The sequence below is a fragment of the Saccharothrix australiensis genome (assembly GCF_003634935.1).
Taxonomy (GTDB): Bacteria; Actinomycetota; Actinomycetes; order Mycobacteriales; family Pseudonocardiaceae; genus Actinosynnema; species Actinosynnema australiense.
Genome location: NZ_RBXO01000001.1, coordinates 2,597,564 through 2,612,172 on the forward strand (window position 1 = coordinate 2,597,564; position 14,609 = coordinate 2,612,172).

Sequence of the window (14,609 nt, forward strand, 5' to 3'; positions counted from 1 at the left end):
CTCTGACGTCCCCGCGACCGGGGCGTCAGGGCCGTACTTCGTGATGGAACCAGACGTCGAAGTGAGCGGGGAGCACGATGACGCCAGCCCGGAACCGCACGCCCGTCGCCGTGGTGGGCCTGTCCTGCCGACTGCCCGGCGCACCCGACCCGGCCGCGTTCTGGCGGTTGCTGCGCGACGGCGTGGACGCGGTCGCGGACGCGCCCGAGGACCGCTGGCCGGGCGACGTGCTGCCGCACCGGCGCGGCGGCTTCCTCGCCGACGTCGACCGGTTCGACGCGGCGTTCTTCGGCATCGGCCCGCGCGAGGCCGCCGCGATGGACCCGCAGCAGCGGTTGGTGCTGGAACTGGGCTGGGAGGCGCTGGAGGACGCCCGCATCGTGCCCGGCACGCTCGCCGGCGCGGACGTGGGCGTGTTCGTCGGCGTCATGTGGGACGACTACGCGGCGCTCCAGGACCGCCTGGGCGCGGACGGCGTGGCGCGGCACACCGTCACCGGCACCCGGCGCGCCGTCATCGCCAACCGCGTGTCGCACTTCCTGGGGCTGCGCGGGCCGAGCCTGACCGTGGACACGGCGCAGTCGTCGTCGCTCGTCGCGGTCCACCTGGCGTGCGAGAGCCTGCGGCGCGGCGAGTCCGCCCTCGCCATCGCGGGCGGCGTGAACCTCAACCTGCTGGCCGAGACCACGCTCGGCGCGGTCCGGTTCGGCGGCCTGTCGCCGGACGGCCGCTGCCACGCCTTCGACGCGCGCGCCAACGGGTACGTGCGCGGCGAGGGCGGCGGCGTGGTCGTCCTCAAGCCGCTCGCGGACGCCCTGCGCGACGGCGACGACGTGTACGGGGTCATCGCGGGCGGGGCGGTCAACAACGACGGCGCGGCGGACGGCCTCACCGTGCCCAGCCGCGAGGCGCAGACCGCCGTGATCCGACGGGCCTGCGCCGACGCGGGCACCGACCCGGCGAGCGTGCAGTACGTGGAGCTGCACGGCAGCGGCACGCGCGTCGGCGACCCGATCGAGGCGGCGGCGCTGGGCGCGGCGCTCGGCGCGGCACGGGCCGAGGGCGACGCGCTGCCGGTCGGCTCGGTCAAGACCAACATCGGGCACCTGGAGGGCGCGGGCGGCATCGCGGGCCTGCTCAAGGTCCTGCTCGGCCTGCGCCACCGGGAGCTGCCACCGAGCCTGCACTTCGTCACGCCCAACCCGGACATCCCGCTGGACGAGCTGCGGCTGCGGGTGCAGACCGGGCGGACGCCGTGGCCCGCGCCGGACCGGCCGCTGGTGGCCGGCGTCAGCTCGTTCGGCATGGGCGGCACCAACTGCCACCTCGTGGTGCGGGAAGCGCCGCCGGCCGGGCGACTCGCGGAGGTGCCCGCCGACGCGCCGCTCGCGGACGTGCCCCTGGTGGTCCCAGCCGTCGCGCCGCGCGCGGACGGATCCACCGGAGCGTCGCACGGGACGGCCCGCCCCGCCCTCGCGTGGCCCTTCTCGGGGCGGACGCGGGAAGCGCTCGTCGCGCAGGCCCGCAAGCTGCACGCGCACGTGCTGGAGCACCCCGGACTCGCGGCGGCCGACATCGGCCGCGCGCTGGCCACCACCCGCACCGCGTTCGCGCACCGGGCCGTGGTCACCGGCGCGAACCGCGATGAACTGCTGGCCCGCCTGTCCGACTGGACCGACGGCGTCGCCGCGGGGGTCGTGGAGGGGCACGCCGCACCACGCGGCAAGACGGTGTTCGTCTTCCCCGGCCAGGGCGGCCAGTGGGCGGGCATGGCGGTGGAGCTGCTGGACACCGTGCCGGGGTTCGCCGCGTCCGTCGACGCCTGCGCCGCCGCCCTCGCGCCGCACGTCGACTGGTCGCTGCACGACGTCCTGCGCGAGAAGCCCGGCGCGCCCGGCCTGGACCGGGTCGACGTCGTGCAGCCGGTGCTGTTCGCGGTGATGGTGTCGCTGGCCCGCCTGTGGCGGTCGCTCGGCGTCGAGCCCTCCGCCGTGGTCGGGCACAGCCAGGGCGAGATCGCCGCGGCCTGCGTGGCGGGCGCGCTGACCCTGGAGGACGCCGCCCGCGTGGTGGCGCTGCGCAGCGCCGCGATCGGCGCGCTGGCCGGCCGCGGCGGCATGATGTCCGTGCCGCTGCCCGCCGACGACGTCCACGCCCACCTGGCCGGCTGGGACGGCCGCGTGTCGCTCGCCGCCGTCAACGGACCGGCCTCGGTCGTGGTGTCCGGCGAGCCGGGGGCGCTGGACGAGCTGCGCGACCGCCTGGCCGCCGACGGCGTGGAGGCCAAGCGCATCGCCGTCGACTACGCCTCCCACTCCGCGCACGTGGACGAGATCCGCCGCCCGCTGCTCGACGCGCTGGCCGGCGTCGAGCCTCGACCGGCGGAGGTGCCGTTCTACTCCACGGTGACCGGCGACCTGCTCGACGCGCGGGAACTCACCGCCGACTACTGGTTCACCAACCTGCGCCGGACCGTCCGGCTGCGCGACGCGGTGCACGCCCTGGTCCGCGACGGCCACGGCGTGTACGTCGAGTGCGGCCCGCACCCGGTGCTGCTGCCACCGCTGCGCGACACCCTCGCGGAGGCCGGTCCGGACGGCGGTGTCGTCACCGGCACGCTGCGGCGCGGGCAGGGCGGACCGGACCGACTGCTGCTGTCGCTGGGCGACCTGCACGTGCACGGCGTCGACGTGGACTGGGAGCGCACCTTCGCGATGCGCGACGCCGGGATCGCGCCGTTGCCCACCTACGCGTTCCAGCGGGAGAGCCACTGGCTCGCCGGCCCCGCCGACGCCGCGCGCGTCGTGCACCGGCCCGCCGCGCGGGAGGCCGCGCCGCCCGCCCGCACCGCCGCGGGCACCGCCCCGCTGGACCTGGTGCGCGGCCTCGCGGCGGCCGTCCTCGGGCACTCCGGGGCGGACCGGGTCGACCCGCGGCTGACGTTCAAGGAGCTGGGCGTCGACTCGCTGGGCGCGGTGGAACTGCGCGACCGGCTCAGCGCGGCCACCGGCCACGCCCTGCCGTCGGGCCTGCTCTACAACCACCCCACGCCCGCCGACCTCGCGGCCTACGTCGCCGCGCTCGGCGCGGACGCGCCCGCCGCGCCGACGCCGACGCCCACCGCGGTGGACGACGACCCGATCGCGATCGTCGGCATGGCCTGCCGCTACCCCGGCGGGGTCGCCTCGCCGGACGACCTGTGGCGGCTCGTGGCCGGCGGGGTGGACGCGATCGGCGACTTCCCGACCGACCGGGGCTGGGACCTCGACCGGCTCTACGACCCCGATCCCGCGCGGACCGGCACCACCTACACCCGGCGCGGCGGTTTCCTCACCGGCGCGGGCGGGTTCGACGCGGACTTCTTCGGCATCAGCCCGAAGGAGGCCACCGCGATGGACCCGCAGCAGCGGGTGCTGCTGGAGACGTCCTGGGAGGCGCTGGAGCACGCGCGCATCGACCCGGCGGGCCTGCGCGGCGCGCAGGTCGGCGTGTTCGTCGGCGCGATGACCCACGACTACGGACCCCAGCTGCACGCCGACCAGGACGGGTTCGACGGCTACCGGCTCACCGGCAGCACGGTCAGCGTCGCGTCCGGCCGCATCTCCTACGTGCTCGGCCTGCGCGGTCCCGCGCTGACCGTGGACACGGCCTGCTCGTCGTCCCTGGTGGCGATCCACCTGGCCTCCGGCGCTCTGCGCGGCGGCGAGTGCGCGCTCGCGCTGGCGGGCGGGACCGCGATCATGTCCACCCCCGGCATGTTCGTCGAGTTCTCCCGCCAGCGCGGGCTTTCCCCCGACGGCCGGTGCAAGGCGTACTCGGCCGCCGCCGACGGCACCGGGTGGGCCGAGGGCGCGGGTGTGCTGGTGCTGGAGCGGTTGTCGGACGCGCTGCGCAACGGGCACCGCGTCCTGGGCGTGGTGCGGGGTTCGGCGGTGAACTCCGACGGGGCGTCGAACGGGCTGACCGCGCCGAACGGCGCGGCGCAGGAGGGCGTCATCCGGGCGGCGCTGGCGGACGCCGGCCTGGCACCGTCCGAAGTGGACCTCATCGAGGGGCACGGCACGGGCACGCGGTTGGGCGACCCGATCGAGGCGGAGGCGCTGCTGGCCACCTACGGCCGGGACCGGGAGCGGCCCGCGTGGTTGGGCTCGTTGAAGTCGAACATCGGGCACACCCAGGCCGCCGCCGGTGTCGGCGGTGTGATCAAGCTGGTCATGGCGATGCGGCACGGCGTGATGCCGCAGACCCTGCACGCCGACGAGCCGTCACCCGCCGTCGACTGGTCGGGAGGTGTGGAGCTGCTGACGTCGTCACGCCCGTGGCCGGCCGGTGATCGGCCGAGGCGCGGTGCGGTGTCGTCGTTCGGGATCAGCGGCACCAACGCCCACCTGATCGTGGAGGAGCCGCCCGCCGTCGCGACACCGCCGGCCGCCGCGCCGGTGACCCGGCTGCCGGTGGTGCCGGTGCCGGTGTCCGCGCGGTCGGCGGCGGCGCTGCGCGCGCGGGCCGACCGGCTCGCCGAGGTGGCGGCGGAGGTCGAACCGGTGGACCTGGCCTGGACGTTGGCGTCGCGGTCGGTGTTCGAGCATCGTGCGGTGGTGGTGGCGGGTGATCGGGACGGGTTGGTGTCCGGGTTGCGTGGGGTGGCTGCTGGTGCGGGTGCCGGTGTGGCGGGTGCGGGTCGGGTGGGTTTTCTGTTCACGGGTCAGGGTGCGCAGCGGCCTGGTATGGGTCGGGAACTCTATGAAGTGTTTCCGGTGTTCGCCTCGGCGTTCGACGAGGTGTGTGCCGGGTTCGAGGGTCTGCTTCCGGGGTCGTTGAGGGATGTCGTTTTCGATGGTGTGGCTGATCTTGATGAGACGGGGTGGACGCAGCCTGGGTTGTTCGCGTTCGAGGTGGCGTTGTTCCGTCTGGTGTCGTCGTGGGGTGTGGTTGCGGATGTGGTGACGGGGCATTCGATCGGTGAGGTGGCCGCCGCGCATGTGGCGGGGGTGTTCTCGCTGGCGGATGCGTGTCGGTTGGTGGCGGCGCGGGGTCGGTTGATGCAGGGGTTGCCGTCGGGTGGGGCGATGGTCGCTGTGCGGGCCACCGAGGCGGAGGTGGTGGAGGCACTGGCCGGTGAGGAGTCGCGGGCGGGGATCGCGGCGGTGAACGGGCCGACCTCGGTGGTGGTCTCGGGTGTGGAGGGCGTGGTCGAGCGGGTGGCGGCGGTGTTCTCGGGGCGGGGTCGTAAGACGAGTCGGTTGTCGGTCAGTCATGCGTTCCACTCGCCGTTGATGGACCCGATGCTGGCCGGGTTCGCCGAGGTGTTGGGCGGGATCGCCTTCGCCGAGCCGGTGATCCCGATGGCGGCTCCGGTGCAGGAGGTGTGTTCGGCGGAGTACTGGGTGCGGCACGTGCGTCGACCGGTGCGGTTCGCCGACCACCTCACGACCCTGCGTGCGGCGGGTGTGACCACGTTCGTGGAGGTCGGGCCGGACGCGGTGCTGACCACGTTGGCCTCCGACGTGCTCGACGACGTGGTGTTCACCGCGTTGCAGCACCGGGACAAACCCCAGACACAGGCGCTGCTCGCCGGACTGGGCACGGCATTCACCACCGGTGTGCCGGTGGAGTGGGCGAAGGTGTTCCACGGCGTCGACGCCCGCACCGTCGACCTGCCCACCTACCCCTTCCAACGACAACACTACTGGCTCGCGCCGACGCGCAGCGGTGACGTCGGCGACGCGGGCCTGGACGCGGCGGAGCACCCGCTGCTCGGCGCGGTCGTGGCGCAGCCGGAGTCGGGCGGCGTCACGCTCACCGGCAGGCTCGCCGTGGACGTGCAGCCGTGGCTGGCCGACCACGTGGTGGCGGGCCGGATCGTCGTGCCGGGCACCGCGCTGGTGGAACTGGCCCTGCGCGCCGGCCGGGAGGTCGGCTGCGACCTGCTGGACGAACTGACCCTGCACACCCCCCTGGTGCTGCCCGAGCGCGGCGGTGTCGCGGTGCAGGTCACCGTCGACGCCGCGGACGCCGACGGGCTGCGCCCGGTCGCCGTCCACTCCCGCGCCGTGGACGGCGACTGGGTGCGCAACGCGGCAGGCGTGCTCGGCACGCGCCGCCCCGCGCCCCCCGACCCGGAACCGTGGCCGCCGACCGACGCCGAGCCGGTCGACGTGGGCGACCTGTACGCCGACCTGGTGGCGCGCGGCTACGACTACGGTCCCGCGTTCCAGGGCCTGACGGCGGTGTGGCGGCGCGGCGACGAGGTGTTCGCCGAGGTCGCCCTCCCGGCCGCGCAGGCGGAGCACGCGGAGCGGTTCGGCCTGCACCCCGCGCTGCTGGACGCCGTGCTGCACGCGGTGTGGTTCGGCGACTTCATCGGCGCGTCGGACGGGGTGGCGCTGCCGTTCGCCTGGTCCGGCGTGTCCCTGGCGGCCGAGGGCGCGACCGCCTGCCGGGTGCGCCTGACCGGCGTCGGCCCGGACACCGTGTCGCTCGCGCTGACCGACGTCGACGGCGCGCCGCTGGCCACCGTGGACTCGTTGCAGTTCCGGCCGACGGCCGCCGCCGCGCCCGTGGAGGCGCTGTACCGCGTGGACTGGACGCCCGTGCGGGTCACCGGCGAGCCGGCGCCGTGGCGGTTCGCCGACTCGCTCGCGGACGTGCCCGCCGACCCCGGCGTGGTGTTCTGGCGCTGCCCGACCGGCCCGGACCCGCGCGCGGTGACGGCCGAGGCGCTGGCCGTGCTGCGGGAGTGGCTGGCCGGTGAGCGGTGGGGAGCGGGCACGCTGGTCGTCGTCACGGCGGGCGCGGTCGCGGTCGGGTCCGCCGAGGACGTGCCCGGCCTGGCGCAGGCGGGCGTGACGGGACTCGTGCGGTCCGCGCAGACCGAGCACCCGGGCCGGTTCGCCGTGCTGGACGTGCTCGGGGACGCCGACTGGGCGGCCCTCGCCGGGCTGGTCGCCGAGGAGCCGCAGCTGGCCGTGCGCGCGGGCGCGGTGCTCGCGCCGAGGCTGGTGCGCGCCGAACCGGTCGAGGGCGCGGCGTTCACCGGCTTCGCGCCCGGCGGCACGGTCCTCCTGACCGGTGGCACGGGCGTGGTCGGCGGTGTCGTCGCACGCCACCTGGTCGCGGCCCACGGTGTCCGGCGGCTGCTGCTGACCAGCCGCGGCGGCCCGGCCGCGCCGGGTGCGGCCGACCTCGTCGCGGACCTGGCCGCCCTCGGCGCGGACGCGGAGGTCGTCGCCTGCGACGCGGCCGACCGCGACGCGCTGGCCCGCGTGCTCGCCGGCATCCCGGCCGACGCGCCGCTGACCGGTGTCGTGCACCTGGCGGGCGCGCTGGACGACGGCGTGCTGACGGCGCTGACCGCCGACCGCCTCGACACCGCGCTGCGCCCGAAGGTCGACGCGGGACGGCACCTGCACGAGCTGACCCGCGACCTCGACCTGGCGGCGTTCGTGCTGTTCTCGTCGGTGTCCGGCATCGTCGGCGCGGCGGGGCAGGCCAACTACGCCGCGGGCAACACCTTCCTGGACGCCCTGGCCGCCCACCGGCGCGCCGCCGGCCTGCCCGCCGTGTCGCTGGCCTGGGGCATGTGGGCCGAGCGCAGCGCCATGACCCGCGACCTCACCGACGTCGACCTGGCCCGCATCGCGCGGTCCGGCACGCGGCCGTTCTCCTCCGAGCAGGGCGTGTCGCTGCTGGACGCGGCACTGGGCAGGCCGGAGCCGGTGCTGGTGCCGGTCCTGCTCGACCTCGCGGCGCTGCGCGCCCAGTCCGACGTGCCGCCGATCCTGCGCTCGCTGGCCGGTCCGCGCCGCAAGCCGGTGGCGCGGGCGAACCGGGCCGCCCCGGCGGAGGCCCCGCTCGGCGACCGCCTGGCGGGGCTGCCGGACGCGCGGCGGCACGAGGTGCTGGTCGACCTGGTGTGGGAGCAGCTCGCCGACGTGCTGGGCCACACCGGGACGCGGGAGGTCGAGCCCGACCGCTCGTTCAAGGACCTGGGCGTCGACTCCGTGTCCGGCGTCGAGTTCCGCAACCGGCTCGGCGCGGTCGTGGGGAAGCGGCTGCCGATGACCCTGGTGTTCGACCACCCGACGGCCGCCGACGTGGCCCGCGAGCTGGACCGCGAGCTGGCGCCGGTCGTGCGCGCCGGTTCCGTGCGCGACCACCTGGACGGCGTGGAGGCGGCGCTGCCGTCGGTCGCGGCGGGCGCGGAGGGCGACGAGGTGGTGGCGCGCCTGGAGGGGCTGCTGGCGAGGCTGCGGTCCCTGCGCGACGCCGAGGGCGGCGCGGGCCGGATCGACGTGGACGCGGCGTCCGACGAGGAGCTGTTCCAGTTCCTCGACGGCGGGTGAGCCGACGGACACCCCGCACGACGAAGGCGGCCGGCCCTCGCGGGGGCCGGCCGCCTTCGCGCCGGGTCAGCCCGCCACCGGCTGCGGGCTGGGGAAGTAGCCCGCGTCGGCGAAGAACCGCGCGTACGTGCCGAACAGGTCCGCGTCGACCACCGGGCACGTGATGCCCGTGCCCGCCAGCGCGGCCTCCGTCGCGGACACGTCCATCCGCATGTAGAGCGCGGCACCCCGCGTCATGTACCCGCGGAAGATGTCCAGCATCGGGAACAGCGCGTTCTCCCGGTCCGCGCCGACCGTCGCGGTGAACTCCTCCCACGACACCTCGGCCAGCGGGTACCCGGCGGCCCGCAGGTGGCCCACCATCTCGGCGAAGCCCACCGCCACCGGGTTGAACAGGTGGTAGGTGCCGCCGCTGCCGAGGCGCGACAACGCCGACACCGCGCCGCTGACGTAGTCCACCGCCACCATCGGGAACAACGCGTCCGCGCCCACCGGCACGGCCCGCGCCTGGAGGCAGCCCCGCAGGCTCAACCACACGAAGTCCTGCGCCTGGCACGCGCCGCTGTGCCGGTCACCGGAGATCACGTCCGCCCGGTACACCGACACCGGCAGGCCGCGCTCCCGCGCCACCCCGATGACCTGCTCCGCGACCCACTTGCTCTGCCGGTACCCGTTGGTCAGCTCCTCCGGCGGCCCGGTCGGGTCGTCCGGCGTCAGCGCGCCCGCGCCGGCCTTGGCGAACACGCCGGTGCTCGACACGTAGTGCAGCGGGACCGTGCGGTGCCGCGCGGCGAGGCGCAGCGCCTCCTCCGTGCCGCCCACGTTGGCCGCCTTCAGGGCGGTGTACGGGTGCAGCCAGTTCACCGTCGCGCCGACGTGGTAGACCGCGTCGACCTGCCGCGCCAGCGCGTCGTACGCCTCCTCGGCGAGCCCGAACCGGGGCAGCGACAGGTCGCCCGGCACGACGCGGACGCGGTCGGTGTCGACCTCGATCCGGTACCACGCCAGGCGTTCCCGCAACCGCTCCAGGCCGGTCGCCGCGTCCTCCGCCCGCACCAGGCAGTGCACCGTGGCGTCGGTGGACCGCAGGAGGTCGCGCAGCAGGAACGCGCCGACGAACCCGGTCGCGCCGGTGAGGAACACGTGCGCCGGGTCCGCCGTGACCGCGACGACCTCGCCGGCGGGCACGATGTCGTCCGCCAGCACGACCTCCGCCGCGAAGTCGACGGTGGTCGCGGTCGCCTCCGCCGCGCCGAGCGCCCGCCGCAGGTGCTCGATCAGCGAGCCCGCGTCGTCGTGGTCGAACACCAGGGTCGGCGGCAGCCTCAGCCCGGTGCGCTCCGCCAGGCGGTTGCGCAGCTCCACGGCGGTCAGCGAGTCGAAACCCAGGTCGCCGAACGGCGTGGCGGCCGTGATGCCCGCCGTGCCGCTGTGCCCGAGCACCGCCGCCATGTCCGCCCGCACGCACTCCAGCAGCACCTCGCGCTGCTCCTCGGCGTCCAAGCCGGCCAGCCGGTCGGTCAGCGCGCCGCGGTCGGCGGTGGCCGCGTCCACCACGCGGCGCGCCGGCTTGCGCACCAGTCCGCGCAGCGTCGTCGGCACCGGTCCGGGCTGCCGCGCCAGCCGCGCCACGTCCAGGTGCATCGGGACCGTGGCGGCGTGCTCGGCGGCCAGCGCCGCGTCGAACAGCGCCAAGCCCTCGTCCGGCGTGATCGGCCGCAGGCCGGCCTGCTCGGCCCGGTGCCAGTCGGCCTCGCCCAGCCGCGACGCCATGCCGCCGTCGGTCGCCCACGGCGCCCACGCGAGCGCCGACGCGGGCAGGCCGCGCGCGCGGCGGTGCTGCGCCAGGGCGTCCAGGAACTGGTTCGCCGCCGCGTAGTTCGCCTGGCCCGGCGAGCCGACGATACCGGCGACGGACGAGAACAACGCGAACACCGCCAGGTCGGCGTCCCCCGTCAGCTCGTGCAGGTGCAGCGCGGCGTCGACCTTCGGCCGCAGCACCGACGCGAGCCGGTCCGGGGTGAGCGACGTGACGATGCCGTCGTCGATCACACCGGCGGTGTGCACGACACCGGTCAGCGGCCGGCCGGCCGGGATCGAGGCCAGCAGCCGCGCCACCGCGACCCGGTCGCCGATGTCGCACGCCACGACGTCGACGTGCGCGCCCAATTCCAGCAACTCGTCGCGCAGCTCCCGCGCGCCCTCGGCCGCCAGGCCGCGCCGACCCGCCAGCAGCAGGTTCCGCACGCCGTGCGCGGTCACCAGGTGCCTGCTGACCAGCGCGCCGAGCGCGCCGGTGCCACCGGTGACCAGGACCGTGCCGCCGGGGTCGAGGGCGGGCACCCGACCCGTCGCGCGCACCCGCGCCAGCCGCGGCACGAACGCCCGCCCGGACCGCAGCGCCACCTGGTCGTGGCCGGACACCAGGGCGGCGGGCAGGGCGGCGGTCGTGGCGCCGGTCTCGTCCACGTCCAGCAGGACGACGCGGCCGGGGTGCTCGGCCTGCGCCGACCGCACCAGGCCCCACACCGGGGCGAGCGCCAGGTCCGGCTCCTCGTCCGGGCCCACCGCGACCGCCCGCCGCGTGACCACCACCAGCCTGCTCGTCGCCGGCCGGTCCTCGGCCAGCCACTCCTGCACCAGCGCCAGCACCCGCTCCGACCGCTGCCGGACCGCCGCCGCCAGGTCGGCGGGCACCGGTCCCCCGTCGGCGGCGGCGATCAGCAGGTCCACCTCGGCGGCGTGCGCGACCCGATCGACCACCACGGGGGCGGCGGTCGCCCACCGCGGGTCCGGCCCGCCCAGCGACGCCCACCGACCGGGCCGCACGTCGGCGGGGTCGGGCAGGGCGACCGGCGTCCACGCCAGGTGGAACAGGGACCCGGTGTCCCGCGCCGGCGCGGTGGGGCGCAGCTCGCGCACCTCCAGCACCGGCGCGCCGGTCTCGTCGGCCGCGCGCAGCCGGTACGCGCCCGCGCCGCGGTCTTCGAGCCACACGCGCAACGACTTCGCGCCCACGGCGTGCAGCGCGATACCGCGCCACGACCGCACGCCCACCAGCGGGCGCAGCGCCGCGTCGAGCAGCAGCGGGTGCAGGTCGTACCCGGCGGGGTCGGCGGACTCGGGCAGCGCCACGTCCAGGAACAGGTCCCGGCCCCGCCGCCACGCCGAGGCCACGCCGGGCAGCTCGACGGCGTCCGCGCCGGCCGGCGGCCAGGCGTCCAGGGTGAACTGCGGCGCGGGCGCGGACCCGGCCAGCACGCCGGACGCGTGCCGCACCCAGTCGCCGCCCTCGGCGCACGAGCTGACGGCGACCGCCCGCCGCCCGTCCGCGTCCGCCGCGCCGACGCTCACCTGCACCCGCACGCCACCCCGGTCGGGCACGGTCAGGGGCGAGGACTGCACCAGCTCGTCCACCGCCTCGGCGCCCACCTCGTCGGCCGCGCGCACCACCAGCTCGGCGAGCGCGGCGTCGGTCAGCGCCACCGCGCCACCGACCCGGTGCCGGGCGAGCCACGGGTGGGTGTGCAGGGACAGCCGCCCGGTGAGCACCGCGCCCTGCCCGTCGGCGAAGGCGGTCGCGGTGGCCAGCAGCGGGTGGTCCGTTTTGGACAGTCCGGCGGCGGTGACGTCCGCGCCCGTCCCGGTGCTGTCCAACCAGTAGTGTTGTCGTTGGAAGGGGTAGGTGGGCAGGTCGACGGTGCGGGCGTCGACGCCGTGGAACACCTTCGCCCACTCCACCGGCACACCGGTGGTGAATGCCGTGCCCAGTCCGGCGAGCAGCGCCTGTGTCTGGGGTTTGTCCCGGTGCTGCAACGCGGTGAACACCACGTCGTCGAGCACGTCGGAGGCCAACGTGGTCAGCACCGCGTCCGGCCCGACCTCCACGAACGTGGTCACACCCGCCGCACGCAGGGTCGTGAGGTGGTCGGCGAACCGCACCGGTCGACGCACGTGCCGCACCCAGTACTCCGCCGAACACACCTCCTGCACCGGAGCCGCCATCGGGATCACCGGCTCGGCGAAGGCGATCCCGCCCAACACCTCGGCGAACCCGGCCAGCATCGGGTCCATCAACGGCGAGTGGAACGCATGACTGACCGACAACCGACTCGTCTTACGACCCCGCCCCGAGAACACCGCCGCCACCCGCTCGACCACGCCCTCCACACCCGAGACCACCACCGAGGTCGGCCCGTTCACCGCCGCGATCCCCGCCCGCGACTCCTCACCGGCCAACACGTCGAGCACCTCGGCCTCGGTGGCCTGCACAGCGACCATCGCCCCACCAGCAGGCAACTCCTGCATCAACCGACCCCGCGCCGCCACCAACCGACACGCATCCGCCAGCGAGAACACCCCCGCCACATGCGCGGCGGCCACCTCACCGATCGAATGCCCCGTCACCACATCCGCAACCACACCCCACGACGACACCAGACGGAACAACGCCACCTCAAAGGCGAACAACGCCGGCTGCGTCCACCCCGTCTCATCAAGATCAGCCACACCATCGAAAACGACATCCCTCAACGACCCCGGAAGCAGACCCTCGAACCCGGCACACACCTCGTCGAACGCCGAGGCGAACACCGGAAACACTTCATAGAGTTCCCGACCCATACCAGGCCGCTGCGCACCCTGACCCGTGAACAGAAAACCCACCCGACCCGCACCCGCCACACCGGCACCCGCACCAGCAGCCACCCCACGCAACCCGGACACCAACCCGTCCCGATCACCCGCCACCACCACCGCACGATGCTCGAACACCGACCGCGACGCCAACGTCCGACCCACGTCGGCGACCCGCAGCGCCGGGTCGTCCAGCGCCGCCGCCACCCGCTCCGCCTGCGCCGCAAGCGCTTCCGCGGTCCGGGCGGACAGCGCGACCGGAACGGCGGGCAGGACGCGCGCCTCCGCCGGCTCGCCGTCGACCGCGACCGGTGGCGCCTCCTCCAGCACCACGTGCGCGTTCGTCCCGCTGACGCCGAACGACGACACGGCGGCCCGGCGCGGCCGGTCACCGGCGGGCCACGGGCGCGCCTCGGTCAGCAGCCGCACCGAGCCCGACGACCAGTCCACGGCGGGCGTCGGCTCGTCCACGTGCAGGGTCTTCGGCATCACGCCGTGCCGCATCGCCAGCACCATCTTGATCACACCGCCGACACCGGCGGCGGCCTGCGCGTGCCCGATGTTCGACTTCAGCGAACCCAGCCACAGCGGCGTGCCGTCGACACGTGCCCGGCCGTAGGTGGCCAGCAGCGCCTCCGCCTCGATCGGGTCGCCAAGTCGCGTGCCCGTGCCGTGCGCCTCGACCAGGTCGATCTCACCGGGGGAGAGGCGCGCGTCGGCCAGCGCCCGCCGGATCACCCGCTGCTGCGACAACCCGTTCGGCGCGGTCAACCCGTTCGACGCCCCGTCGGAGTTCACCGCCGAACCCCGCACCACGCCGAGGATGCGGCGGCCGTTGCGCACGGCGTCCGGCAACCGCTCCAGCACCAGCACGCCGACGCCCTCGGCCCACCCGGTCCCGTCCGCCGCCGCGGCGAACGCCTTGCACCGGCCGTCGGGGGAAAGCCCGCGCTGCCGCGAGAACTCCACGAACCCGTACGGGATGGGCATGACCATCGCGCCGCCCGCCAGCGCCAGCGAGCACTCGCCGCCGCGCAGCGCCCGCACCGCCTTGTGCAGCGACACCAGCGACGACGAGCACGCCGTGTCCATGCTGACCGACGGGCCCTCCAGGCCGAGCACGTAGGAGATGCGGCCGGACGCGACGCTGGTGAGCATCCCCGTCATCGAGTAGCCCTCGGTGCCGGTGGAGATGTTGTCGATGACCGAGGCGTACCCGGTGTACATCACGCCGACGTACACGCCGGTGTCGGTGCCGCGCAGCGCGTGCGGGTCGATGTGGGCGCGCTCGACGGCCTCCCACGTCGTCTCCAGCAGCAGCCGCTGCTGCGGGTCCATCGCCAGCGCCTCGCGCGGCGAGATCCCGAAGAACCCGGCGTCGAACCCCTTCACGTCGTCGAGGAACCCGCCCTCCTTCGCCGAGAACTTGCCCGGCGCGTCCGGGTCGGGGTCGTACATGCCCTCGACGTCCCAGCCGCGGTCGGTCGGGAAGTCGCCGATCGCGTCCACCCCGCCGGCCACGAGCCGCCACAGGTCCTCGGGGGTGTCGACGCCGCCGGGGTAGCGGCACGCCATGCCCAGGATCGCGATGGGCTCGTGCCGGTCGGCCTCCAGCTCGGCCACCCGGTC

1 protein-coding gene and 1 pseudogene are annotated in these 14,609 nt (G+C 75.6%); one reads left to right on the forward strand and one right to left on the reverse strand.

The window, feature by feature from the left end; translation table 11 throughout:
* Positions 1–77: 77 nt before the first annotated feature.
* Positions 78–8,345: a type I polyketide synthase gene (locus C8E97_RS12145; protein ID WP_121004704.1), complete on the forward strand. Its 8,268-nt coding sequence runs from the start codon at positions 78–80 to the stop codon at positions 8,343–8,345.
* Between the two features lie 66 nt (positions 8,346–8,411).
* On the opposite strand, the pseudogene C8E97_RS12150 reads toward C8E97_RS12145, so the two are convergent.
* Positions 8,412–14,603: pseudogene (locus tag C8E97_RS12150) on the reverse strand (thioester reductase domain-containing protein); the annotation flags it as partial.
* Positions 14,604–14,609: the final 6 nt, after the last annotated feature.